This window comes from Flavobacterium pisciphilum, assembly GCF_020905345.1.
In the GTDB taxonomy this organism is placed as follows: Bacteria; Bacteroidota; Bacteroidia; order Flavobacteriales; family Flavobacteriaceae; genus Flavobacterium; species Flavobacterium pisciphilum.
In genome coordinates, this window is record NZ_JAJJMO010000001.1 from 4,085,636 (window position 1) to 4,111,107 (window position 25,472).

The following is a 25,472-nucleotide window of genomic DNA, read 5'->3' on the forward strand; positions in this document are numbered from 1 at the left end:
ATAATTATCAAAGTAGATTGTTAAAATCCGCTTTTTTAAAACCCGCTTTTTATAAGCGGGTTTTTTATTTTTAAAAACTTTTTTCATTTACCTTTGCCACATTCAAATAGTCGATAATAATATCTAAATATATACTCCTTTCAAATGAGAATTCTCTTTTTAATTTATCTTTTAGTACTTCCCACACTATTGTTTTCTCAGGCAAAAGTCAATAATAAAAGTAATTTAGACATGAGTGGTGAGCACCGTGGGCTTAATGATACAATCAAAGCAAAAAAGAAAGTTGCAAGGATTGATCAGTATAGATATATAACACTTGAGCGTGATACAACATATGTTGATACATCACTTACAATTCAAAAAGAATACAGTCATAATTATTTGCGAAAAGATAATTTCGGATTATTGCCATTTTCTAATGTTGGTCAAACATACAATACGCTTCAATATAGCTTAACCAATTTTACTCCATATCCAGAAATGGGTTTTAAAGCAAAGCATTTTAATTTTATAGAAGCGAATCAGGTTCAGTATTATTCTGTTGCAACACCATTAACCGAATTGTTTTTTAAATCTACAATCAACAAAGGGCAATTGCTTGATTCGTTTATAACGTTGAACATGACAGAGCGATTTAATGTTTCTGCAGAATATAAAGGATTGCGATCAGAAGGAAATTATATAAATCAATTGTCAAGTACTGGGAATTTTAAATTGACAGCAAGTTATAGAACAAAAAAAGGGCAATACTATATTAATGGACATTATACCTATCAAGATATTTCTAATGAAGAAAATGGAGGGATAACTTCGCCTGGGGATTTTGAAAGTGGTGATCCAGATTTTAAAAACCGACAACGATTAGAGGTGTATTTGACCGATGCAAAATCATTTTTAAAAGGAAAGCGATTGTTTTTTGATCATGCATATAGGGTAAATCCAACAGAAGGGAATAATAATTTGTATGTAACGCATCAATTTAATTATGAGAATAAATTTTTTGAATACTATCAACCTACAGTTTTTTCAACAATTGGAGGAAGAAGTGTTTTTAGATTTGGAGATTCCTATGTAACAAGTAATATCAATGATCAGGCACATTATAATAAAATGTATAATAAGGCTGGAATAGCTTACGAGAATATATTATTAGGGAAATTTCAATTTTTCATAGATGATTTTAGAAGCAATTCGTACTATAGTAGAGTTTTAATTTTTGATAATGGGGTAATCATTCCTAGTTCATTAAGTCAAGATATTAACAGTTTTGGAGGGCAATATGAATATCAAAAAAACAAATGGAATGGAAGGTTTTTATATTCAAGATCAATAACAAATCAATCGCTCTCAAATTTAGAAGCAAAGTTGAAGCATGATTTCAGTGATAAAATTAAACTTTCATTTGAGTATCAAAATATAAACAAGTTGCCTAATAATAACTATAATTTGTACCAAAGTAGTTATGTAGAATACAACTGGACTAATAAATTTAAAAACGAAAAAATAAACTCACTAAGTGCAAGCGCAGCTACACCATGGGTTAATATGTCATTTCAATATACAATCTTAAATGATCATATGTATTTTGCAGATCAATCAACACCAAAAGAAGCTATCTCAGGTACTCAAATTGTAAAGCCAGTACAATATAGTGGTACAATTAATTATCTAGAAGTAAAAGCAAGTAAAGAATTTAAATTTGGACGCTTTGCATTAGATAATACGATTTTATATCAAAAAGTAGAACAAGCAGATGCTATTTTGAATGTGCCAGAAATTGTGACAAGAAATACGATTTATTACACAAATTATTTCTTTAAAAAAGCACTTTTTTTACAAACGGGAATTGTATTTAATTACTTCACTAGTTATTATGGTAATGATTATAATCCTGTAATAGGAGAGTTTTTTGTTCAAAATAAGAAAGAAATCGGAAATTATCCGAACTTTGACTTTTTTATAAATGCAAGAATTAGACAAACAAGAATCTTTTTAAAAGCAGAGCATTTTAATTCGTCATTTTCAGGTAGTAATTACTATTCAGCACCTAATAATCCCTATCGTGATTTTGTTATCCGATTTGGTTTAACTTGGAATTTCTTCCAATAAAATTAATTAATAATAATGGGAATCAGACCGTATAATTTCCAAACTTAATATAATGAATTACTCAAAAAATATTTTAGAAACAATTGGCAATACGCCATTAGTAAAATTGAATAAAATCGTTGCTGAAATTGACGCATTGGTTTTAGCAAAAGTAGAAACTTTTAATCCAGGAAATTCTGTAAAGGATAGAATGGCAGTAAAAATGGTAGAAGATGCTGAAGCAGATGGACGTTTAAAACCAGGTGGAACTATTATCGAGGGAACCTCTGGTAATACAGGAATGGGATTGGCATTGGTTGCGATTATAAAAGGATACAAACTTATTTGTGTAATTTCGGATAAGCAATCAAAAGAAAAAATGGATATTTTGCGTGCAGTAGGCGCAAAGGTGGTAGTTTGCCCAACAGATGTTGAGCCAACAGATCCTCGCTCATATTATTCAGTTTCGAAAAGATTAGCAGAGGAAACTCCAAATTCATGGTATGTAAATCAATATGATAATCCATCTAATGCATTAGCACATTACGAGCAAACAGGTCCAGAAATATGGGAACAGACTGATGGTAAAATAACACATTTTGTAGTAGGAGTAGGTACAGGTGGAACAATATCTGGAGTTGCAAAATACTTAAAAGAGAAAAATCCTAATATTAAAATTTGGGGAATAGATACTTATGGATCAGTTTTTAAAAAGTACCATGAAACAGGTATTTTTGATGAGAATGAAATTTATTCATATATCACTGAAGGAATTGGAGAAGATATTTTACCTGAAAACGTTGATTTTTCATTGATAGATGGATTTACAAAAGTAACAGACAAGGATGCTGCTGTTTATACTAGAAAGATTGCACTTGAAGAAGGTATTTTTGTAGGGAACTCTGCAGGAGCTTGTATAAAAGGATTGTTGCAACTAAAAGAACATTTTACTAAAGATGATGTAGTAGTAGTTCTTTTCCATGATTCAGGAAGCCGTTATGTAGGTAAAATGTTTAATGACGATTGGATGCGTGAACGTGGTTTTCTAGAAGAGAACATTACCAAAGCAGAAGATGTAATAAAAGATCATATCGACAAACAATTAATTGTTGTGCGTACTGAAGAATTGGTTTCGCATGCTATTGAAAGAATGCGTAAATATAAAATCTCGCAAATTCCAGTGGTAGATATTACAGGATTTGTAGGTTCTGTTGACGAAACAGATTTGTTTAGAAGCTATGTAGCAGACAAAAATGTAGCCGAAAAACCAATTAAAGAAGTGATGGGTAAACCTTTTCCTATTGTGAAATTAGGGACACCAATAGAAGAAGTTTCAAAACTTTTTACAAAAGAAAACGATGCCGTTTTGGTAGATCTAGGAAACGGAAATCATCATATCATAACAAAATACGATATTATTGGTTCGATAAAATAAGACAATAGTTCATAATAAATTAAATAGCCACAAATCTAGTGAGATAGTTCGCTGAATTTGTGGCATTTTTAGCTTATAAAAATATTAAAAAATGACTTTTACAGCTATAGATTTTGAAACTGCTACAGGATATCATCCTTGTTCAGTGGGTATTGTTACAGTAGAGAATGGAGTAATTGTAGATGAGTTTGTTACTTTAATCAAGCCTCCTAACAATGAGTATTCGCCATTTACTATTAGGGTACATGGTATTTATCCTCGAGATACAATAAATTCGAAAACATTTGCTCAAGTGTATCCAGAAATAAAAAAACGTCTGGAAAATAGAGTTGTTGTTGCTCATAATGAAAGTTTTGATCGTAATGTTTTAGAGAAATCAATGGCATTATGTGGTTTAAATTATAGTGATTTAAATATTGCATCGCGTTGGGAATGTACTGTTAAAATATACAAAGCGAGAGGGTTGAAACCAACGAAGTTGAGTGATTGCTGTCGCGAAATGAAAATTCAGCTCAATCATCATGAAGCATTATCAGATGCTCGAGCATGTGCTAAATTGTATTTATTGAGGTAATTTTCCTTCATTTTTAATTTTTTTTGAATTACTTTAGTCAATCTTTAAATGACTAAATAATGAAAGAAGATTTTCTGCATTACCTATGGAAATATAAAAAGTTCGATACTTTAAATCTAAGAACTTTTAATAATGAGGAGCTTACAATTATTAATGTTGGTCAATATCTAAAACTGGCAGGGCCAGATTTTTTTAATGCTCAAATAATAATTGGAAATCAAAAATGGGCTGGAAACATCGAGATCCATTTAAAATCTTCAGATTGGTACTTACACCATCACGAAAAAGATATAGCTTATGAGAGTGTAATTTTGCATGTTGTTTGGGAACATGATAGTGAAGTTTTTAGCCAAAATAACTCGGAAGTTCCTGTTTTGATTTTGAAAAATTATGTTTCTGAAGAAATTATTAAAAATTATAAAAGCTTAATTATTCCAAAATCTTGGATTTTTTGCGAGAAAGAAATTAAAAACATTGATAAGTTTTCATTTTTAAATTGGCAGGAACGGTTATTTTTTGAACGATTGGAACGCAAATCACAACCCATTTATGATTTGTTAGAATTAACAAATAACGATTGGGAAGCAGTTCTGTTCTGCTTTTTGGCTAAAAATTTTGGATTAAATACAAATGGAGATTCTTTTCTTCAATTAGCGCGATCAATACCCTTTGGTGTAATTAGGAAAGAAAGTTTTGAAGTTGAAAACTTAGAAGCATTACTTTTTGGAAATGCAGGATTATTAGATGCAAATAAAGAAGATAATTATTTTAAGGATTTAAAAATTAGGTATTTTTATCTTCTACGTAAATATCAACTAGAGCGAGAACACGTGGAACCAATGCAATTTTTTAAGCACCGCCCAGATAATTTCCCTACAATTCGCCTTTCTCAATTGGCAAATTTATATCATAAATACCAAAATTTGTTTTCAAAGCTTATCGATTTAAATACTGTTCAGGAAATTTATGATTTGTTATTGGTTTCGGTAGCTCCATATTGGCAAAATCACTATCAGTTTGACAAAGAAAGCCCTTTTAGAGCAAAGAAAATAGCCCATTCTTTTGTCGATTTACTTATTATAAATACAATTATCCCAATAAAATTTGCCTACGCTAAAAAGCAAGGTGGGGCTATTTCAGAGGATTTAATTGTGATTTTAAATGAAATTAAACCTGAAAAAAACTCCATTATTGATAAGTTTAGAACATTTAAGATTAACGCTAAAAATGCTTTACAAACACAATCATTATTACAGCTGAAAAATGAATATTGCAATAAAAATAGATGTCTTGATTGTACTGTTGGAGTGGAACTACTCAAGAGTAATTAGAGAAATTGTGAATTGTAGAATAAGATGATGGGTTATTTTTGTATTTTTGCTCATTATCTTAAGTATATATGTCAGCAATTATCAAACTTAAATTCTTTTTTGAAAAATACGGTTTTCACGTTTCTTCTAGGTTGGCCGACAGATTAGGAATGCGTGTTACAAGTGTTCGTTTATTCTTTATATATATATCTTTTGTTACTGCTGGACTTTGGTTTGGAGTATATTTAACATTAGCATTCTGGATTAGATTAAAAGATTTAGTTCGAGCTAAAAGGACTTCCGTTTTTGATTTATAATTCATTTTATTCCATAAAAAAAAGGGATAATAAAGTAACTGATACTTTATTATCCCTTTTTAATATTGAGATATATTATTTATTTGGATTGTTTAATTTACTGTTTTTCTTACCGTAGGTAAAGTAAATAAGAACACCTAGTGCCATCCATATTACTAGTCTTACCCAACTTTCGTTTGGTAGAGCATACATTAATGCTAAACAAATTACAATTCCAGCAATAGGAACAAAAGGAACTAATGGAGTTCTGAAAGATCTTGGAGCATCTGGCATTCTTTTACGCATTACCATAACACCAATACATACTAACACAAACGCTAATAGGGTACCAATACTAACCATATGACCTAAATCACTTACAGGAACGAATCCAGCAAATAGACTTACAAATATTAAAAAGAACACGTTAGTTTTCCAAGGAGTACGGAATTTAGGGTGGATTTCGCTAAAGAATTTAGGTAGTAATCCGTCTTTACTCATCGTGTAGAATACACGGCTTTGTCCCATTAGCATTACTAGAATTACCGATGTGTAACCCGCTAAAATCGCAACAATCAAGCCAGTTTGTAAAAATGAATATCCAGTTTTAGCAAAAGCAGTTGCTGCAGGTTTTGCATCGCCAGCAAACTCGTAATAAGGTACAAGGCCAGTCATTACGTGGGCAAATAAAACATATAAGATAGTACAGATTATTAAAGAACCTAAGATACCAATTGGCATTCCTTTTTGTGGGTTCTTTGCTTCTTGTGCAGCTGTAGATACAGCGTCAAAACCAATGAAGGCAAAAAATACAGTTCCAGCTCCGGCTGCGATACCAGACCAGCCAAACTCACCAAAAACTCCCGTATTTTTAGGAATATATGGAGTGTAGTTTGCCGTGTCAATATGACTCCATCCTAGTACTATGAAGACAATTACAACAGTAACTTTTAAAACAACTAAGAAATTGTTTATAGATGCAGACTCTCTAGTACCTCTTATTAATAATAAAGAAAGCAACGAAACGATAACAATAGCAGGAAGGTTGATTATACCACCTTCTATGATGGTTCCATCACTTAATTTTAATGTTTCCCAAGGAGAACAAATTAAATTATGAGGCAGATGGATATTGTATTTATTAAGCAATTCGAGTAAATAACGGGACCAACTTACACCGACTGTTGCGGCTCCTAATGCATATTCTAAAACTAAATCCCATCCAATTATCCAAGCCATAAACTCACCCATTGTTGCATAGGAGTAGGTATAGGCACTACCTGCAACCGGTATCATGGAAGCAAACTCAGCATAGCAAAGACCAGCAAAAGCACATCCAATTGCAGCAAGAATAAAAGATAATGTAACTGCGGGTCCAGCGTGTTCAGCTGCAGCAATTCCTGTTAATGAAAATAATCCGGCTCCAATAATGGCACCCACTCCAAGTGCTACTAAGGAGCGAGAAGATAAAGTTCTTTTTAGGCCTCTTTCAGACTCGGAAGCTTCATCAAGCAATACCGATAGTGGTTTAGTTTTCCAAATTGACATATATTATTTTGGTTAATTGTTATTAAGCTTCAAATGTATTCTTTTTTGTAAAAAATAAAAACAATATGTGCATTTTATGTTGTGAAATAATTAAAATTCTACGAAATTCTTTACTAATCGATTATTTTATACTGCAAGGTATTTAAATAATTTTATACTTCGCAAGCTAATTTTAAATATTTTCTTACAAAAAATGATATTTTTTGGTTTAATTTACAACTTCAAGTTAAAAGTTTTTAATCAAAGATGAATTTCAGAATAATTACCTCTTATTTTAAATTTAGTAGAGAACAGCGAATTGGTATTGTTTTTCTTTTTGCAATAATAATTGTTTTACAGTTGGTTTATTTTTTTGCTGATTTTGGTTCGTCACCACAATTTTTTCCTGAGAAAGAAAAGTGGATGTCTTTGCAAAGAGAAATAGATTCGATTAAAATTGAAAATGATAATAAGGGAGAAAAAAAATACCTGTTCAATCCAAATTTCATTACAGATTATAAAGGATATAAATTAGGAATGACGGTAGAGCAAATTGATCGATTATTGGTTTTTAGAAAAGAGAATAAATATGTCAATTCTGCTAAAGAGTTCCAGATGGTAACTAAAATTTCAGATTCTTTGTTGGATATGATGACTCCTTATTTTAAATTCCCTAGTTGGGTAGGCAATAAGAAAGAAGTGAAGAAGTATGAAAATCACTCTAATCAGAAGATATTCATTAAAAAAGAGAGATATGTAGTAATGGATATTAACAGAGCAACTCAAGAAGATTTAATTAAAGTTTCTGGAGTAGGAGATATTCTTTCTTTAAGAATTTTAAAGCAAAAAGAAAGCTTAGGCTATTTTGTTTCGATGGAGCAGCTTAAAGAGGTGTGGGGACTTTCGCCTGAGGTTCTTTCGAATTTAAATAACCATTTTGAAATTTCGGAACTTACTTATTTTAAAAAAATAGCTATAAACGATGCTTCATTAAAAGAGTTGTCAAGCTTTCCTTATTTCCGATATACATTGGCAAAACAAATTATTACTTATCGAAGTATGAATGGAAATATAAACAATATTGAGGATTTGATAAAAATTAAGGGCTTTCCTGTTGAAAAAGCAAAAATAATTGGTTTATATTTGGAGTTCTAAAAATATACTAATGAATTTTGATTATAACGAAACGCAATCTATGATTGCTCAGTCCATAAAAGAATTTGCTGAAAAAAATATCCGTCCATATATAATGGAGTGGGATGAAGCACAAACATTTCCAATTTCGCTGTTCAAAGAATTAGGAGCAATGGGGTTTATGGGAGTTTTGGTGCCCGAAGAATATGGTGGATCAGGACTAGGTTATCATGAATATATAACTATTATTGAAGAGATCTCAAAAGTAGATCCTTCAATTGGATTGTCGGTTGCGGCTCATAACTCATTATGCACAAATCATATTTTGACTTTTGGAAACGAAGAGCAAAAGAAAAAGTGGCTTCCTAAATTGGCAACTGCAGAACATATTGGTGCATGGGGGTTGACGGAACATAATACGGGGTCCGATGCAGGTGGTATGAATACAACTGCTGTTAAGGATGGTGATTTCTGGATTGTAAATGGAGCAAAAAACTTTATTACACATGCTATTTCTGGAGATATTGCAGTTGTAATTGTTCGTACTGGAGAAAAAGGTGATTCAAAAGGAATGACTGCTTTTGTTTTTGAAAAAGGAATGCCAGGTTTTTCTTCAGGGAAAAAAGAAAATAAACTAGGGATGCGTGCAAGTGAAACTGCAGAACTTGTTTTTGATAATTGCAGAATTCCAGATGCTAATAGATTAGGAGAAGTTGGGCAGGGCTTTGTGCAAGCAATGAAGATTTTAGATGGTGGGCGAATCTCGATAGGAGCTTTATCACTTGGTATTTCAAAAGGAGCTTATGAAGCAGCATTAAAATATTCAAAAGAAAGATATCAATTTGGGCAACCAATTAGTAGTTTTCAAGGGATTTCGTTTAAATTAGCGGATATGGCTACTGAGATAGAAGCTTCTGAATTATTATTGCATAAAGCGGCATTCTTAAAACAACAGCATAAGCCGGTAACTACTTTAGGTGCGATGGCAAAAATGTATGCATCTGAGGTGTGTGTAAAAGTGGCTAATGAGGCAGTTCAAATTCATGGAGGATATGGATATACTAAAGATTTTCCTGTAGAAAAATTCTATAGAGATTCTAAGTTGTGTACTATAGGAGAAGGAACTACTGAAATACAAAAATTGGTTATTTCAAGAAATATTTTAAAGGACTAAATTATATAATACGGGCATGCCCATTAAAAAAAAATAAGCCATTCACATCATGTAGAGTGGCTTTTTTTTTGATTAAGAAAAGTAAAATGTAATAAGTGAAAAGTGACTAGGTTTTAAATTTGATTCTAGAGGGATTGCTGGTTAAAAAAAACGAAATGATTTTGTGTTTGTTCTGACTTAATTCTGTTGGTTGGGGTATTGTTATAGCAAAAATAGGGGTAGTTTTATTTTGGATCTCATATTTCATGTTTTATATATAACATTTACGTCTTACTTTTCACATCTCGCATCTCGCATCTCACATCTCATATCTCACATCTCACATTTCACATCTTTATAGTAAACATGATAAAAAAAAATATTCTAAGATTTATGGTGTGTAATTAGAATAAATGTTTAATTTTGCACGCTTAACGAGAGGGGGTGTCAATATTATGTTAATTATACCAATTAAAGACGGAGAAAATATCGATAGAGCATTAAAGCGCTATAAAAGAAAATTTGATAAAACAGGAACTGTTCGTCAGTTAAGAGCACGTACTGCTTTTATTAAGCCTTCTGTCAAAAATAGAATTAAAATTCAAAAAGCTGCTTACATTCAAAACATGAAAGATAGTTTAGAGAGTTAGATAAAAATCTATACTGAAATAAATACCGTTAGTCATCAAAATTTTATAACTTTGATGCTAACGGTTTTTTTGTTTTGTAAAATCGAAACAATTCTAGATTTGGAATTGTGAATAAGGGTGATGGTGTATTCTTTAGGAAAATAAATAGAGAGTAAGTGTGAAAACAAATAAACAAGCATTTCAGGAATATCTTCAGTTAGAGAAAAAGTATTCTTCACATACTCTGGGTGCTTATATGAATGATATAGTTTCTTTTGAATCATTTAATAAACTTCATTTTGATCAGGAAAATATTGATCAGGTAAATTATAGTCAGATTAGATCTTGGGTGGTTTCTCTTGTTGACGCTAATATGTCTAATGTTTCGGTTAATCGTAAAATGGCGTCTTTGAAAGCATTTTATAGATTTTTGTTAAAAACGAAACAGATAGAGATTAGTCCGATGCAAAAGCATAAGGCGTTGAAGACTCCTAAGATGGTGCAGGTTCCGTTTTCTGAAAAAGAATTGGTGGATTTGATAAATCAGATGGGGGATTCTGTGGGTTTTGAAGAAATTAGGAATAAATTGATAATTGATTTGTTTTACACGACTGGTATCCGAAGGGCTGAGTTGATAGGATTGCTTAGTGTTAATGTTGATTCGTCTGCTAATACGATTAAGGTGTTGGGAAAGCGTAATAAAGAGCGTGTGATTCCAATTTTACCTGTTATTACAAAGCAGTTTTTGTTGTATGTAAAAGAGCGTGAAAGTGTTGAAAATATAGTTGATGGGGATTATTTTTTTATTACTAAAAAAGGGTTAAAATTGAATGAAACCTTTGTTTATCGATTAATAAATTCATACTTTAGTAAAGTCTCTGAAAAGGTAAAAAAAAGTCCTCATGTCCTTCGACATACGTTTGCGACTCATTTATTGAATAACGGAGCTGATTTGAATTCAGTAAAAGAATTATTAGGACATTCAAGTTTGGCATCTACGCAAGTATATACACATAGTAGTTTAGCGGCTCTTAAAAAAGTGTATGCAGATGCGCATCCGAGGAATAAATAGTAATTCAAAAATGTTTAATTCTAAAATAACTATTATGAAGGTAAGTATTAATGCGGTTAACTTCACTGTTGACAGAAAATTGGTAGATTTCGTTCAAGACAGAATGGATAAGTTAGAGAAGTATTATGACAGGGTGGTATCAGTGGATGTTTTTTTAAAGGTTGAGAAAACTAGTGATAAAGAAAATAAAATTGCTGAGATAAAAATTAATGTCCCAGGTGATGATTTTTTGGTAAAAAAGCAGTGTAAAACCTTTGAAGAGGCGGTTGAGCTTTCGGCGGAATCTTTAGAACGATTGTTGGTTAAGAGGAAAGAAAAGATAAGAACACATATTTAATGTAATTTTTTTTAAAAAATGTTTTGATTCAAAGATAAAATAGCTACATTTGCAGTCCGTTAGAAATAGCGGACTTTTTTTATTGAAATTGCCAGCGTAGCTCAGTTGGCTAGAGCAGCTGATTTGTAATCAGCAGGTCGTGGGTTCGAGTCCCTCCGCCGGCTCAAAATGGTTCAAATGCGATTTGAACGGGTTCATGTAATTATTGATAAAAAAAAGGGGAGATACTCAAGCGGCCAACGAGGGCAGACTGTAAATCTGCTGTGTGAACTTCGCAGGTTCGAATCCTGCTCTCCCCACTAAAGAAATTGAAATTTTGTTTTAGGTTTTTGAAATCAAAAAAGCTAAATTTTAAAATCTGAAATTGAAAATGCTCTGCCGGTGTAGCTCAGGGGTAGAGTGCTTCCTTGGTAAGGAAGAGGTCTCGGGTTCAATTCCCGACATTGGCTCAAGTAAGTAGGAAATTGAAAATTAATATATAACTAAGATTAAAAATTAAGTAAAATGGCAAAGGAGAATTTTAATCGTTCCAAACCGCACTTAAACATAGGTACAATTGGACACGTGGATCACGGAAAAACTACATTAACTGCGGCAATTACTAAAGTATTGTCTGATGCAGGTTACTGTCAAGCTAAATCGTTTGATCAAATCGATAACGCTCCAGAGGAGAAAGAAAGAGGTATTACAATTAATACTTCACACGTAGAGTATGAAACAGCTAACCGTCACTACGCTCACGTTGACTGTCCAGGTCACGCGGATTACGTAAAGAACATGGTTACTGGAGCAGCTCAAATGGATGGAGCTATCTTAGTAGTTGCTGCTACAGATGGTCCAATGCCACAAACACGTGAGCACATCCTTTTAGGACGTCAGGTTGGTATTCCAAGAATGGTTGTATTCATGAATAAAGTGGATATGGTTGATGATGCTGAGTTGTTAGAACTTGTTGAGATGGAAATCAGAGACTTGTTATCTTTCTACGAGTATGATGGAGATAATGGTCCTGTTGTTCAAGGTTCTGCTTTAGGAGGATTGAATAATGATCCTGCTTGGGTTCCTAAAATTTTAGAATTGATGGATGCTGTTGATAACTGGATTGAAGAGCCAATTCGTGATACTGCTAAGCCTTTCTTGATGCCAGTTGAAGATGTATTTACAATTACAGGACGTGGAACTGTTGCTACAGGTCGTATCGAAACTGGAATTGCTAATACTGGTGATGCTGTTGAAATCATTGGTATGGGAGCTGATAAATTAACTTCTACTATTACAGGAGTTGAGATGTTCCGTAAAATCCTTGATAGAGGTGAAGCTGGAGATAACGTAGGTTTATTGTTAAGAGGTGTTGATAAAGAATCTATCAAAAGAGGAATGGTTATCATTAAGCCAGGATCAGTAAAACCACACGCTACTTTTAAAGCAGAGGTTTATATCTTGAAAAAAGAAGAAGGTGGACGTCATACTCCATTCCATAATAACTACCGTCCACAGTTCTACGTACGTACAACTGACGTAACAGGAGTTATTACTTTACCAGAAGGAGTAGAGATGGTAATGCCAGGAGATAACTTGACTATTAATGTTTCTTTATTAAGCCCAATCGCAATGAGCGTAGGTTTACGTTTCGCTATCCGTGAAGGTGGTAGAACAGTTGGAGCAGGTCAGGTAACTGAAATCGTAGGATAATCCTATAAAATAAAATTTTAAAAGCCAGTTGGTTTTCTTAACTGAGACCACTGGCTTTAATTACGGGCGTAGTTCAAGGGTAGAATAGCGGTCTCCAAAACCGTTGATGGGGGTTCGAATCCCTCCGCCCGTGCAATAATAAATATATCTCATGACAAAAGTTGTTAATTACATATCAGAAGCATTCGAGGAATTGAAGTCAAATGTAACTTGGCCAGCATGGGCAGAAGTACAAAGATTGACAATTGTAGTAGCTGTATTTTCAGTATTATTCGCTTTGGCAACTTGGGGAGTAGATGAATTTTTTGCAAAAGCATTGGCTGGATTTTTTAACTGGATAAAAGCGTAATTTTTTTGTAATGGCAGATAATAATGTGAAAAAGTGGTATGTAGTTCGAGCAGTAAGTGGACAAGAGAATAAAGTCAAAGCTTACATCGAAACTGAGATTGCCAGATTAGGTATGGGTGATTATGTTTCCCAAGTTTTAGTTCCTACTGAAAAAGTGGTAACTGTAAAAGAGGGCAAAAAGATAGCTAAGGATAAAGTATATTTTCCTGGATATGTTATGATCGAAGCCAATTTAGTTGGTGAAATACCTCATATTATTAAATCAATAACTAGTGTAATTGGTTTTTTAGGTGAAACTAAAGGTGGAGAGCCTGTTCCGCTTAGATTATCAGAGGTAAATAGAATGCTAGGTAAGGTTGATGAACTGGCTGTTAATACAGATACACGTTCGATTCCTTTTAACTTAGGAGAAACAATTAAGGTAATTGATGGACCTTTCAACGGTTTCAATGGTACAGTTGAAAAAATCAATGAAGAAAAGCGTAAACTTGAAGTAATGGTTAAGATTTTCGGAAGAAAAACACCATTAGAGTTAAGTTTTATGCAAGTAGAAAAAGTATAATTTTTGTTACATCTATAATAACCACTACAATTGCTTCCAATAATTGCAGTGTTAAATTTTTTAAAAAATGGCTAAAGAAATTAGTAAGGTAGTTAAACTACAAGTTAAGGGAGGTGCTGCGAATCCGTCGCCACCGGTTGGACCTGCTTTAGGAGCTGCTGGGGTTAATATCATGGAGTTCTGTAAGCAATTTAATGCTAGAACACAAGATAAACCTGGCAAAATATGCCCAGTACAAATTACTGTGTATAAAGACAAATCATTTGATTTTGTTGTAAAAACTCCTCCAGCAGCAGTTCAGTTAATGGAAGCTGCAAAGCTAAAATCTGGTTCAGGTGAGCCTAATCGTAAAAAAGTAGCTAGTGTTACTTGGGAACAAATTAGAGCTATTGCTGAAGACAAGATGCCAGACTTAAATGCATTCACTATGGAGTCTGCAATGAGTATGGTCGCTGGAACAGCTAGATCTATGGGTATAACTGTATCAGGAGATTCTCCTTTTTAATTAAGAGAAAGACATGGCAAAATTGACAAAAAAGCAAAAAGAGGCTGCTTCAAAAATTGAAAAGAACAAACTATATTCTCTTAAAGATGCTGCTGCATTAATTAAGGTTATAGCTTCTGCAAAATTTGATGAGTCTGTTGATATCGCAGTTCGTTTGGGTGTAGATCCAAGAAAAGCGAATCAAATGGTTAGAGGTGTGGTAACATTACCTCACGGAACAGGTAAAGATGTAAAAGTATTAGCATTGGTTACTCCAGATAAAGAAGCGGAAGCTAAAGAAGCTGGAGCAGACTATGTAGGTCTTGATGATTATTTACAAAAAATAAAAGACGGTTGGACAGATGTTGATGTTATCATCACTATGCCAGCTGTAATGGGTAAATTAGGTCCATTAGGTCGTATTTTAGGACCTAGAGGTTTAATGCCAAACCCTAAAACAGGTACTGTAACTATGGATGTTGCAAAAGCTGTTCAAGAGGTTAAAGCTGGTAAAATTGACTTTAAAGTTGATAAAACTGGTATCGTACATGCAGGAATTGGTAAAGTTTCTTTTGGAGCTGAGCAAATTTATGACAATGCACACGAAATTATTCAAACATTAATCAAACTTAAACCAACTGCTGCTAAAGGTACCTACATTAAAGGAATTCACCTTACTAGCACTATGAGTCCAGCAATTGCTTTGGACCCTAAAGCAGTATAATTGGTAGTTAAAAATTTTTAGTATGACTAGAGAAGAAAAATCAATCGCGATTGAAGATTTAACTGCACAGTTAGCTGGTACAAATATTGTTTATGTAGCAGATATTTCTGGACTTAATGCAGAAACAACTTCAAATTTGAGAAGAGCTTGTTTTAAAGCAGGTATAAAATTAGAGGTTGTAAAAAATACATTGCTTGCAAAAGCTATGGAAGCTTCTGAAAATAATTATGGTGAGTTACCTTCAGTATTGAAAGGAAACACTTCAATCTTTATTTCAGATGTTGCAAATGCACCTGGTAAAATTATCAAAGATTTCCGTAAGAAATCTGATAAACCAATTTTAAAAGGAGCTTTTATTAATTCAGAAGTTTACATTGGAGATGATCAATTAGATGCATTAGCAACTATCAAATCTAAAGAAGAGCTTCTTGGAGAACTTATTGGATTACTTCAATCTCCAGCTCAAAGAGTTATTTCTGCTTTACAAAACCAATTCGCAAACAGCGAAGAGGCAGAAGCATAATAACGCAAATGCAAGGGGATTGTGTTTCCTTGCTGCTTAATTAGCGCACAATAAATAATTATATTTTACAAATCATTTTAAACGATAGAAAAAATGGCAGATTTGAAACAATTCGCAGAACAATTAGTTAACCTAACAGTTAAAGAAGTTAACGAATTAGCAACAATATTAAAAGACGAGTATGGTATTGAGCCTGCTGCTGCAGCTGTTGTAGTTGCTGCTGGTGGTGATGTAGCTGCTGAAGAAGCACAAACTGAATTCACAGTTGTATTAAAAGAAGCTGGTGCTTCTAAATTAGCTGTAGTTAAATTGGTAAAAGAACTTACAGGTTTAGGTCTTAAAGAAGCTAAAGATGTAGTTGATAGTGCTCCAAGTAACGTTAAAGAAGGTGTTTCTAAAGAAGAGGCTGAAGGTCTTAAAAAATCTTTAGAAGAAGCTGGAGCTGTAGTTGAACTTAAATAAGTTTACTCGGTTTTAAGAACTAGGTTTAGGTCTTGAGTTAATGCTCAATGGCCTAAACCATTTTTCGTATAATAAAATATATCAAGTTTTATTATCAAATAGTTTAAAATACGAAAAAGTTTTTGATCAATACGAAGACAAAAAATTAAGCAAAATTTAGTTGTTTATTTTTAAAGATGTATTGATTACAATAAGAAAGTATAAATTAAACAGTGTGTTTTTACACAAAAAACTACTTTTTTTTAATCAAAATTTTGTCCATTGATGATAACAAATCAGACTGAAAGATTGAATTTTGCCTCTACAAAAAATATTCCTGTATATCCAGATTTTCTAGATGTTCAGGTTAAGTCTTTTAAAGATTTTTTTCAATTAGAAACTAAATCTGACGAAAGAGGCAACGAAGGGTTGTACAACACCTTCATGGAAAATTTCCCAATTACAGATACAAGAAATAACTTTGTATTGGAGTTCCTAGATTATTTTGTTGATCCACCACGTTATACAATTCAAGAATGTATAGAGAGAGGTCTTACTTATAGTGTGCCTTTAAAAGCTAGGTTGAAACTATATTGTACAGATCCAGAACACGAAGATTTTGAAACTATTGTACAAGATGTTTATTTAGGTACAATTCCTTATATGACTCCAAGCGGTACTTTTGTTATCAATGGTGCTGAGCGTGTTGTTGTATCGCAATTACACCGTTCACCTGGAGTTTTCTTTGGACAGTCATTCCATGCAAATGGTACCAAACTTTATTCTGCAAGAGTAATTCCTTTTAAAGGTTCTTGGATAGAATTCTCTACAGATATTAACAGCGTAATGTACGCATATATCGATAGAAAGAAAAAATTACCTGTTACAACTTTATTCCGTGCAATTGGATTCGAAAGAGATAAGGATATCCTTGAAATTTTTGATCTAGCAGAAGAAATTAAAGTTTCTAAAACAGGAATTAAAAAATACATTGGAAGAAGACTTGCTGCACGTGTATTAAACACTTGGCACGAGGATTTCGTGGATGAAGATACTGGTGAGGTAGTTTCTATCGAACGTAACGAAATCATCCTTGATAGAGATACTATTATCGACAAAGATAATGTTGAAGAAATCATTGATTCAAATGTTAAATCTATTTTGTTACATAAAGAGGATAATAATCAAGCAGATTATGCTATTATCCACAATACATTACAAAAAGATCCAACAAACTCTGAAAAAGAAGCTGTTGAGCACATTTACCGTCAGCTGCGTAACGCAGAACCGCCTGATGAGGAAACTGCTCGTGGTATTATCGATAAATTGTTCTTCTCAGATCAACGTTATAACTTAGGTGAAGTTGGTCGTTATAGAATGAACAAAAAACTTGGTTTAGATATCCCAATGGAAAAGCAAGTGCTTACCAAAGAAGATATCATTACCATTGTAAAATATTTGATCGAATTAATCAACTCTAAAGCAGAGATTGATGATATTGATCACTTATCAAACCGTCGTGTTAGAACAGTTGGAGAACAATTGTCACAACAATTCGGTGTTGGTTTAGCGCGTATGGCTAGAACTATTAGAGAGCGTATGAACGTTAGAGATAACGAGGTGTTTACACCAATTGATTTGATTAATGCTAAAACATTATCATCAGTTATCAACTCATTCTTTGGTACTAACCAGTTATCTCAATTTATGGATCAAACGAATCCACTAGCTGAGATTACGCACAAAAGAAGATTATCTGCACTTGGACCTGGTGGACTTTCTAGAGAAAGAGCTGGTTTCGAGGTACGTGACGTTCACTATACGCATTACGGACGTTTATGTCCGATTGAAACTCCAGAGGGACCAAACATTGGTTTGATTTCATCTCTTGGTGTTTATGCTAAAGTTAACGGAATGGGATTCATTGAAACTCCTTACCGTAAAGTAACTGATGGTGTTGTTGATCTTGAAACTACTCCAGTATATTTAAGTGCTGAAGAAGAAGAAGGAATGTTGATTGCGCAAGCAAACATCGAAATGGATGCAACAGGAAAAATTATCGCTGAAAACGTAATTGCGCGTCAAGAAGGTGATTTCCCAGTAATCGAACCAACTCAGGTAGATTATACTGACGTTGCTCCAAATCAAATTGCTTCTATTTCTGCATCTTTGATTCCTTTCTTAGAGCATGATGATGCGAATAGAGCCTTGATGGGATCAAACATGATGCGTCAGGCAGTACCTTTGATTCGCCCTGAAGCTCCTATTGTAGGAACAGGTTTAGAGCGTCAAGTTGCGTCTGATTCTAGAGTATTGATTAATGCTGAAGGAAATGGAACAGTAGAATATGTTGATGCAAATATCATCACTATTAAATACGACCGTTCAGAAGAAGAAAGAATGGTTAGTTTTGAGTCAGATGAAAAAACATATAATCTAATTAAATTTAGAAAAACCAATCAAGGTACAAGTATTAACTTGAAACCAATCGTTAAGAAAGGTGATAGAGTTGCACTTGGACAAGTATTGTCAGAAGGATATGCTACACAAAATGGAGAATTAGCTTTAGGTCGTAACCTAAAAGTAGCGTTCATGCCATGGAAAGGATATAACTTTGAGGATGCGATTGTAATTTCTGAAAAAGTAGTTCGTGATGATATCTTTACGTCAATTCACGTAGATGATTATTCATTAGAAGTTAGAGATACAAAATTAGGTAACGAAGAGTTAACTAATGATATTCCTAACGTTTCAGAAGAAGCTACTAAAGATTTAGATGAAAACGGTATGATTAGAATTGGAGCAGAGGTTAAACCTGGCGACATTCTTATCGGAAAAATTACTCCAAAAGGGGAATCAGATCCTACTCCAGAAGAGAAATTGCTTCGTGCAATCTTCGGGGATAAAGCAGGTGATGTAAAAGATGCTTCATTAAAAGCTTCTCCTTCTTTACATGGTGTAGTTCTTGACAAAAAATTATTTGCAAGAGCCGTAAAAGATAAACGTAAACGTACACAAGACAAAGATGCTTTAGGTGCTTTGGAAATGGAATTTGAAACTAAATTTGTTGAATTAAAAGACAGATTAGTAGAAAAATTATTCTTGATCGTTAACGGAAAAACATCTCAAGGTGTAATGAATGATTTGGGTGAAGAAGTTTTACCAAAAGGTAAAAAATATACTCAAAAAATGCTTTATGCAGTAGAAGATTTTGCTCACTTAAGCAAAGGTCAATGGGTTGCTGATGATGCTACTAATAAAATGGTTAATGATTTAATTCATAACTATAAAATTAAGCTAAACGACTTACAAGGATCTTTAAGAAGAGAAAAATTCACTATTACTGTTGGAGATGAATTGCCAGCAGGAATCTTGAAATTAGCAAAAATTTATATTGCTAAGAAACGTAAGTTGAAAGTAGGGGATAAAATGGCAGGACGTCACGGTAACAAAGGTATTGTTGCACGTATCGTTCGTCATGAAGATATGCCTTTCCTTGAAGACGGAACACCAGTAGATATTGTATTGAATCCACTTGGGGTACCTTCTCGTATGAACATCGGTCAGATTTATGAAACTGTTTTAGGATGGGCTGGACAAAATTTAGGTAGAAAATTTGCTACTCCAATTTTTGATGGTGCTACTTTAGATCAAATTAATGAATTGACTGACGAAGCGGGAATACCAAGATTCGGTCATACTTATTTATATGATGGAGGAACAGGAGAGCGTTTCCACCAAAGAGCAACTGTGGGTGTAATTTACATGTTGAAATTAGGACACATGGTAGATGATAAGATGCACGCACGTTCTATAGGTCCTTACTCTTTAATTACGCAACAACCACTTGGAGGTAAGGCTCAATTTGGAGGTCAACGTTTTGGAGAGATGGAGGTTTGGGCACTTGAAGCTTATGGAGCATCAAGTACACTTAGAGAAATCTTGACTGTTAAATCTGATGATGTTATTGGTAGAGCTAAAACTTACGAAGCAATCGTAAAAGGTGAAACAATGCCAGAACCAGGATTACCTGAATCATTCAATGTATTGATGCATGAATTGAAAGGTCTTGGATTAGACATTAGATTAGAAGAATAAAAAAATAATCAGACGCAGTCTCAGCATTCAGTTTAATACTGAAGATTGAGACTGTAACTGTTTACTAATATTAAAGTTTTTAGGATTTATACCCGTAACCCGTTCCGATTTTTTATTTAAACCTGATAGGTTTTATAATTAGCACTTCAAAAAAGTTGAAGTTTAGAGAAGTAATTCGAGGTAGTGTTAAGTCAAATGTCATAAATTTTCAAGTCCCCAGAGGTTTTTGGCCTTCGACTTTTAAAATTTCGACTTAAACAAAATCAATTTTTAATTGCAAATAAATCAATAGTAAAAACTATGATGAATAATAGAAATAATAAAGATAAAAATCCAGTAAAAAGATTTAACAAAATCTCAATTGGATTAGCTTCACCTGAATCTATCTTGAAAGAGTCAAGAGGAGAGGTTTTAAAGCCAGAAACAATCAACTACAGAACGCACAAACCAGAACGTGACGGACTTTTTTGCGAAAGAATCTTCGGACCTGTTAAGGATTTTGAATGTGCTTGTGGTAAATATAAAAGAATTCGTTACAAAGGGATCATCTGTGACCGTTGTGGTGTTGAAGTTACTGAGAAAAAAGTACGTCGTGATAGAGTAGGACACATCAACCTTGTTGTGCCAATTGCTCACATTTGGTATTTCCGTTCACTTCCTAATAAAATTGGTTATATCCTTGGACTTCCTTCTAAGAAATTAGATATGATTATTTACTACGAAAGATACGTAGTAATCCAAGCTGGTATTGCTAAAAACGCAGAAGGAGAATCTTTACAAAGATTAGACTTTTTAACTGAAGAAGAATATTTAAATATTTTAGATTCTCTTCCTCAAGATAATCAATATTTAGATGATTTCGATCCAAATAAGTTTGTTGCCAAAATGGGAGCAGAGTGTATTATGGATTTATTGGCACGTATTGACTTAGATGAGTTATCTTACCAACTAAGACACAGCGCTAACAATGAAACGTCTAAACAACGTAAAACAGAAGCATTAAAAAGATTACAAGTTGTTGAGTCTTTCCGTGAGTCTAACTTAAACCGTGAAAACCGTCCAGAATGGATGATTATGAAAGTGGTTCCAGTTATTCCACCAGAATTACGTCCGCTTGTGCCACTTGATGGAGGTCGTTTTGCAACTTCAGATTTAAATGATTTATACCGTCGTGTAATTATACGTAACAACCGTTTGAAAAGATTAATGGAGATTAAAGCTCCAGAAGTTATCTTAAGAAACGAAAAACGTATGTTGCAAGAATCTGTAGATTCATTATTTGATAACACACGTAAAGCTTCTGCTGTTAAAACAGAATCAAACAGACCATTAAAATCATTATCAGATTCATTAAAAGGTAAACAAGGACGTTTCCGTCAAAACCTTTTAGGAAAACGTGTGGATTATTCTGCTCGTTCGGTAATTGTTGTTGGACCGGAATTAAAATTATTCGAATGTGGTATCCCTAAAGATATGGCATCTGAATTATACAAGCCTTTCGTTATCCGTAAATTGATAGAAAGAGGTATTGTAAAAACGGTAAAATCTGCTAAGAAAATTATAGACAAAAAAGAGCCAGTAGTTTGGGATATCCTTGAAAATGTAATTAAAGGTCACCCAATATTACTGAATCGTGCTCCTACTTTGCACAGATTAGGTATACAAGCATTCCAACCAAAATTAATTGAAGGAAAAGCAATCCAATTGCACCCTCTAGTTTGTACGGCATTTAATGCCGATTTTGATGGGGATCAAATGGCGGTACACTTACCATTAGGACCAGAGGCTATTTTGGAAGCTCAATTGTTAATGTTGGCTTCACACAATATCTTGAACCCTGCTAACGGTGCTCCGATCACTGTACCTTCTCAGGATATGGTCTTGGGTCTATATTATATGACCAAAGAGCGTCTTTCTACTCCAGAGCTTACAATTTTAGGTGAAGGCTTAACTTTTTACTCTGCAGAGGAAGTAAATATTGCATTAAACGAAGGAAGATTAGAATTGAATGCTTCAGTGAAAATTAGAGCAAAAGATTTTAATGAAGCTGGAGAATTAGTGTACCAAATTATTAAAACTACCGCTGGTCGTGTATTGTTTAATGAAGTAGTACCAGAAGCAGCAGGATATATCAATGATGTATTGACTAAGAAAAACCTTAGAGATATTATTGGACACGTTTTAAGCGCAACCAATGTACCTACTACAGCAGCCTTCTTGGACAACATGAAAGATATGGGGTATAAATTTGCCTTTAGAGGAGGTTTATCATTCTCTCTTGGTGATATTAGAATTCCAGAGCAAAAAACTAAATTGATTGCAGATGCCAGAGAGCAAGTTGAAGGTATCTCAACAAATTATAACATGGGTCTTATTACCAATAACGAACGTTACAACCAAGTTATTGATGTTTGGACTTCAGCAAATGCTCAACTTACAGAGTTAGCAATGAAAAATATTAGAGAAGATCAACAAGGATTCAACTCTGTATATATGATGCTTGACTCTGGAGCAAGGGGATCTAAAGAACAAATTCGTCAGTTAACTGGTATGCGTGGTTTGATGGCTAAGCCTAAAAAATCTACTGCTGGTGGTGGTGAAATTATTGAAAACCCGATTCTTTCTAACTTTAAGGAAGGACTTTCGATTCTTGAGTACTTTATCTCTACTCACGGTGCTCGTAAAGGACTTGCGGATACGGCTCTTAAAACTGCCGATGCTGGTTACTTAACTAGAAGATTACATGACGTTTCTCAAGATGTTATTGTTAACATTGAGGATTGTGGTACTCTTAGAGGTGTTGAAGTTTCTGCATTGAAAAAGAATGAGGAGATTGTTGAATCGTTAGGAGAAAGAATTTTAGGACGTGTTGCATTGCAAGATGTAATTAATCCTTTAACTAGTGATTATTTAGTAAGATCAGGTGAGCAAATCACAGAAGCTATAATGAAAGCAATTGAGGCTTCTCCAGTTGAGAAAGTTGAAGTTCGTTCTCCATTAACTTGTGAAGCGCTTAAAGGAATCTGTGCTAAATGTTACGGTAGAAACTTAGCTACTGGAAAAATGACTCAAAGAGGAGAGGCAGTTGGAGTAATTGCAGCTCAATCTATTGGAGAGCCAGGAACACAGTTAACATTACGTACTTTCCACGTTGGAGGGGTTGCGGGTGGTATCTCTGAGGAATCTAGCATCATTACAAGATTTAATGGTAAACTAGAAATCGAAGATTTAAAAACTGTTAAAGGTGAGGATAACGAAGGTAATGCAGTTGATATTGTAGTATCTCGTTCTACTGAATTGAAATTAATTGACGAAAGAACAGGTATCTTATTAAGTACAAATAACATTCCTTACGGTTCAAGTATCTTTGTAAAAGATGGACAATCGGTTGTTAAAGGAGATGTAATCTGTAAATGGGATCCATATAATGGAGTTATCGTTTCTGAGTTTACTGGTAAAATTGCTTACGAAGATTTAGAGCAAGGTCAATCATTCATGGTTGAAATTGATGAGCAAACTGGTTTCCAAGAAAAAGTAATTTCTGAATCAAGAGCTAAAAAATTAATTCCAACTTTATTAGTTTATGGTAAAGAAGGTGAATTAATTCGTTCTTATAACTTACCAGTTGGAGCCCACTTAATGGTTGAAAACGGTGAGAAAATTAAAGCAGGTAAGGTATTGGTGAAAATCCCACGTCGTTCTTCTAAATCAGGAGATATTACCGGAGGTTTACCTAGAATTACAGAGTTGTTAGAAGCTCGTAATCCTTCAAACCCAGCTGTAGTTTCTGAAATTGATGGAGTTGTTTCTTTTGGAAAAATCAAAAGAGGTAACCGTGAGATCGTTATCGAATCTAAATTTGGTGATGTTAGAAAATACTTGGTTAAATTATCAAGCCAAATTCTAGTTCAAGAGAATGACTTCGTTAGAGCAGGTGTACCATTGTCAGACGGTGCTATTACTCCAGACGATATTTTAAGAATTCAAGGACCAGCAGCTGTTCAACAGTATTTGGTTAATGAAATTCAAGAGGTATACCGTTTACAAGGGGTAAAAATCAATGACAAACACTTTGAGGTTGTTATTCGTCAAATGATGCGTAAAGTAAGAGTACAAGATCCAGGTGATACTTTATTCTTAGAAGATCAATTAATTCATACTAAAGACTTTATCGTTCAAAACGATAAATTATACGGAATGAAAGTAGTTGAAGATGCTGGAGATTCTAGCGTATTAAAAGCGGGTCAGATTATTTCTCCTCGTGAATTACGTGATGAAAATTCATTATTAAAACGTACAGATAAAAATCTAGTAGTAGCTAGAGATGTAATTACTGCAACTGCAACGCCAGTTTTACAAGGTATTACAAGAGCTTCGCTACAAACTAAATCATTCATTTCTGCTGCTTCTTTCCAAGAAACAACGAAAGTACTTAACGAAGCTGCAGTAGCTGGTAAAGTAGATTATTTAGAAGGATTAAAAGAAAATGTAATTGTTGGACACAGAATTCCTGCAGGAACTGGTATGAGAGAATACGATCATACAATTGTAGGTTCTAAAGACGATTACAATGAAATGATGGCTAATAAAGAAGAATATATTTATTAATTTAGGAAACTATGAGTAATTCGAATCAACAACAAGAGCAAATTAATATTGAATTAGACGAGAAAATCGCTGAAGGAATTTATTCTAATTTAGCAATTATTAATCATTCTTCTTCAGAATTTGTTTTAGATTTTGTAAGTATTATGCCAGGTATTCCTAAAGCCAAGGTAAAGTCAAGAATTGTCTTGACACCACAACATGCTAAACGATTACTAAAAGCAATTGGAGAAAATATTCATCGTTTTGAAGTCGCTCATGGCGAAATCAAAGAAACTGAACAAGCACCAATACCGCTTAACTTCGGTCCAGCAGGACAAGCATAAATTTTAAAAGCCCCAGTAATGGGGCTTTTTTTATATAATAGAATTTTGATATCTGAGCTAAGAGAAAGGATTGTATTTTTTTAAAATAAATTGAAAAACACTTTATCCGATTT

General features: G+C 33.5%; 21 protein-coding genes and 4 tRNA genes. 24 read left to right on the plus strand and 1 reads right to left on the minus strand.

The window, feature by feature from the left end:
* Positions 1–144 precede the first annotated feature (144 nt).
* The 5 genes from LNQ49_RS17385 to LNQ49_RS17405 all read left to right on the plus strand — a co-directional run bounded on the left by LNQ49_RS17385 (position 145) and on the right by LNQ49_RS17405 (position 5,724).
* Positions 145–2,109, plus strand: coding sequence for a putative porin (locus tag LNQ49_RS17385; protein ID WP_229990289.1), 1,965 nt, complete (start codon positions 145–147; stop codon positions 2,107–2,109).
* 52 nt (positions 2,110–2,161) lie between these two features.
* On the plus strand, positions 2,162–3,523 hold the full coding sequence (locus tag LNQ49_RS17390) for a pyridoxal-phosphate dependent enzyme (RefSeq protein ID WP_229990290.1): 1,362 nt from the start codon (positions 2,162–2,164) through the stop codon (positions 3,521–3,523).
* A gap of 91 nt (positions 3,524–3,614) precedes the next feature.
* On the plus strand, positions 3,615–4,097 hold the full coding sequence (locus LNQ49_RS17395; protein WP_229990291.1) for a 3'-5' exonuclease: 483 nt from the start codon (positions 3,615–3,617) through the stop codon (positions 4,095–4,097).
* A gap of 59 nt (positions 4,098–4,156) precedes the next feature.
* A complete protein-coding gene (locus LNQ49_RS17400) occupies positions 4,157–5,428 on the plus strand; it encodes a DUF2851 family protein (protein ID WP_229990292.1) in 1,272 nt (423 codons plus the stop codon).
* Positions 5,429–5,496: 68 nt separating this feature from the next.
* On the plus strand, positions 5,497–5,724 hold the full coding sequence (locus LNQ49_RS17405) for a PspC domain-containing protein (protein WP_129537458.1): 228 nt from the start codon (positions 5,497–5,499) through the stop codon (positions 5,722–5,724).
* Between the two features lie 75 nt (positions 5,725–5,799).
* Here LNQ49_RS17405 and LNQ49_RS17410 read toward each other — a convergent pair whose 3' ends face one another.
* The gene (locus tag LNQ49_RS17410; RefSeq protein WP_229990293.1) at positions 5,800–7,251 is read right to left on the minus strand and encodes an amino acid permease; all 1,452 of its coding nucleotides are present in this window, start codon (positions 7,249–7,251) and stop codon (positions 5,800–5,802) included.
* 246 nt (positions 7,252–7,497) lie between these two features.
* On the opposite strand from LNQ49_RS17410, the gene LNQ49_RS17415 reads away from it, so the two are divergent.
* From LNQ49_RS17415 to LNQ49_RS17505, 19 genes are all read left to right on the plus strand, one after another.
* Positions 7,498–8,385 (plus strand): ComEA family DNA-binding protein, encoded by an 888-nt coding sequence (locus LNQ49_RS17415; RefSeq protein WP_229990294.1) that lies wholly within the window; start codon positions 7,498–7,500, stop codon positions 8,383–8,385.
* A 10-nt stretch (positions 8,386–8,395) separates the two neighbouring features.
* Positions 8,396–9,538: an acyl-CoA dehydrogenase family protein gene (locus LNQ49_RS17420; RefSeq protein WP_229990295.1), complete on the plus strand. Its 1,143-nt coding sequence runs from the start codon at positions 8,396–8,398 to the stop codon at positions 9,536–9,538.
* Between the two features lie 434 nt (positions 9,539–9,972).
* Positions 9,973–10,167 carry a 30S ribosomal protein S21 gene (gene rpsU / locus LNQ49_RS17425; RefSeq protein WP_035619195.1) on the plus strand — a complete coding sequence of 65 codons (195 nt, stop codon included), beginning with the start codon at positions 9,973–9,975 and terminating at the stop codon, positions 10,165–10,167.
* 157 nt (positions 10,168–10,324) lie between these two features.
* Entirely contained in the window at positions 10,325–11,218 is an 894-nt protein-coding gene (locus tag LNQ49_RS17430) for a tyrosine-type recombinase/integrase (protein ID WP_229990296.1), read from the plus strand.
* Between the two features lie 34 nt (positions 11,219–11,252).
* The gene (gene hpf, locus LNQ49_RS17435) at positions 11,253–11,555 is read left to right on the plus strand and encodes a ribosome hibernation-promoting factor, HPF/YfiA family (RefSeq protein WP_229990297.1); all 303 of its coding nucleotides are present in this window, start codon (positions 11,253–11,255) and stop codon (positions 11,553–11,555) included.
* 90 nt (positions 11,556–11,645) lie between these two features.
* Positions 11,646–11,719: transfer RNA gene (locus LNQ49_RS17440), tRNA-Thr, on the plus strand.
* A 54-nt stretch (positions 11,720–11,773) separates the two neighbouring features.
* Positions 11,774–11,854, plus strand: a tRNA-Tyr gene (locus LNQ49_RS17445).
* Between the two features lie 78 nt (positions 11,855–11,932).
* Positions 11,933–12,004, plus strand: a tRNA-Thr gene (locus LNQ49_RS17450).
* Positions 12,005–12,059: 55 nt separating this feature from the next.
* Entirely contained in the window at positions 12,060–13,247 is a 1,188-nt protein-coding gene (tuf, locus tag LNQ49_RS17455; RefSeq protein WP_229990298.1) for an elongation factor Tu, read from the plus strand.
* Positions 13,248–13,309: 62 nt separating this feature from the next.
* Positions 13,310–13,380, plus strand: a tRNA-Trp gene (locus tag LNQ49_RS17460).
* Positions 13,381–13,398: 18 nt separating this feature from the next.
* Positions 13,399–13,596, plus strand: coding sequence for a preprotein translocase subunit SecE (gene secE / locus LNQ49_RS17465; RefSeq protein ID WP_035619188.1), 198 nt, complete (start codon positions 13,399–13,401; stop codon positions 13,594–13,596).
* 10 nt (positions 13,597–13,606) lie between these two features.
* Entirely contained in the window at positions 13,607–14,158 is a 552-nt protein-coding gene (gene nusG / locus LNQ49_RS17470) for a transcription termination/antitermination protein NusG (protein ID WP_229990299.1), read from the plus strand.
* 67 nt (positions 14,159–14,225) lie between these two features.
* Positions 14,226–14,663 carry a 50S ribosomal protein L11 gene (rplK, locus tag LNQ49_RS17475; RefSeq protein ID WP_035619182.1) on the plus strand — a complete coding sequence of 146 codons (438 nt, stop codon included), beginning with the start codon at positions 14,226–14,228 and terminating at the stop codon, positions 14,661–14,663.
* Between the two features lie 13 nt (positions 14,664–14,676).
* Positions 14,677–15,366, plus strand: coding sequence for a 50S ribosomal protein L1 (gene rplA, locus LNQ49_RS17480; protein ID WP_055094620.1), 690 nt, complete (start codon positions 14,677–14,679; stop codon positions 15,364–15,366).
* Between the two features lie 22 nt (positions 15,367–15,388).
* Entirely contained in the window at positions 15,389–15,889 is a 501-nt protein-coding gene (rplJ, locus tag LNQ49_RS17485; protein WP_129537466.1) for a 50S ribosomal protein L10, read from the plus strand.
* A gap of 93 nt (positions 15,890–15,982) precedes the next feature.
* Positions 15,983–16,351, plus strand: a complete 369-nt coding sequence (rplL, locus tag LNQ49_RS17490) for a 50S ribosomal protein L7/L12 (protein WP_039111372.1) — start codon at positions 15,983–15,985, stop codon at positions 16,349–16,351.
* Positions 16,352–16,615: 264 nt separating this feature from the next.
* Positions 16,616–20,428: a DNA-directed RNA polymerase subunit beta gene (rpoB, locus tag LNQ49_RS17495; RefSeq protein ID WP_229990300.1), complete on the plus strand. Its 3,813-nt coding sequence runs from the start codon at positions 16,616–16,618 to the stop codon at positions 20,426–20,428.
* A gap of 300 nt (positions 20,429–20,728) precedes the next feature.
* The gene (gene rpoC / locus LNQ49_RS17500; RefSeq protein WP_229990301.1) at positions 20,729–25,036 is read left to right on the plus strand and encodes a DNA-directed RNA polymerase subunit beta'; all 4,308 of its coding nucleotides are present in this window, start codon (positions 20,729–20,731) and stop codon (positions 25,034–25,036) included.
* A gap of 11 nt (positions 25,037–25,047) precedes the next feature.
* A complete protein-coding gene (locus tag LNQ49_RS17505) occupies positions 25,048–25,359 on the plus strand; it encodes a DUF3467 domain-containing protein (RefSeq protein WP_129537468.1) in 312 nt (103 codons plus the stop codon).
* Positions 25,360–25,472 lie beyond the last annotated feature (113 nt).

Coding starts and splice junctions, on each gene's coding strand:
- LNQ49_RS17385 (WP_229990289.1), top strand. CDS start 145: ATGAGAATTCTCTTTTTAATTTATCTTTTAGTACTTCCCACACTATTG.
- LNQ49_RS17390 (WP_229990290.1), top strand. CDS start 2,162: ATGAATTACTCAAAAAATATTTTAGAAACAATTGGCAATACGCCATTA.
- LNQ49_RS17395 (WP_229990291.1), top strand. CDS start 3,615: ATGACTTTTACAGCTATAGATTTTGAAACTGCTACAGGATATCATCCT.
- LNQ49_RS17400 (WP_229990292.1), top strand. CDS start 4,157: ATGAAAGAAGATTTTCTGCATTACCTATGGAAATATAAAAAGTTCGAT.
- LNQ49_RS17405 (WP_129537458.1), top strand. CDS start 5,497: ATGTCAGCAATTATCAAACTTAAATTCTTTTTTGAAAAATACGGTTTT.
- LNQ49_RS17410 (WP_229990293.1), bottom strand. CDS start 7,251: ATGTCAATTTGGAAAACTAAACCACTATCGGTATTGCTTGATGAAGCT.
- LNQ49_RS17415 (WP_229990294.1), top strand. CDS start 7,498: ATGAATTTCAGAATAATTACCTCTTATTTTAAATTTAGTAGAGAACAG.
- LNQ49_RS17420 (WP_229990295.1), top strand. CDS start 8,396: ATGAATTTTGATTATAACGAAACGCAATCTATGATTGCTCAGTCCATA.
- rpsU (WP_035619195.1), top strand. CDS start 9,973: ATGTTAATTATACCAATTAAAGACGGAGAAAATATCGATAGAGCATTA.
- hpf (WP_229990297.1), top strand. CDS start 11,253: ATGAAGGTAAGTATTAATGCGGTTAACTTCACTGTTGACAGAAAATTG.
- tuf (WP_229990298.1), top strand. CDS start 12,060: ATGGCAAAGGAGAATTTTAATCGTTCCAAACCGCACTTAAACATAGGT.
- secE (WP_035619188.1), top strand. CDS start 13,399: ATGACAAAAGTTGTTAATTACATATCAGAAGCATTCGAGGAATTGAAG.
- nusG (WP_229990299.1), top strand. CDS start 13,607: ATGGCAGATAATAATGTGAAAAAGTGGTATGTAGTTCGAGCAGTAAGT.
- rplK (WP_035619182.1), top strand. CDS start 14,226: ATGGCTAAAGAAATTAGTAAGGTAGTTAAACTACAAGTTAAGGGAGGT.
- rplA (WP_055094620.1), top strand. CDS start 14,677: ATGGCAAAATTGACAAAAAAGCAAAAAGAGGCTGCTTCAAAAATTGAA.
- rplJ (WP_129537466.1), top strand. CDS start 15,389: ATGACTAGAGAAGAAAAATCAATCGCGATTGAAGATTTAACTGCACAG.
- rplL (WP_039111372.1), top strand. CDS start 15,983: ATGGCAGATTTGAAACAATTCGCAGAACAATTAGTTAACCTAACAGTT.
- rpoB (WP_229990300.1), top strand. CDS start 16,616: ATGATAACAAATCAGACTGAAAGATTGAATTTTGCCTCTACAAAAAAT.
- rpoC (WP_229990301.1), top strand. CDS start 20,729: ATGATGAATAATAGAAATAATAAAGATAAAAATCCAGTAAAAAGATTT.
- LNQ49_RS17505 (WP_129537468.1), top strand. CDS start 25,048: ATGAGTAATTCGAATCAACAACAAGAGCAAATTAATATTGAATTAGAC.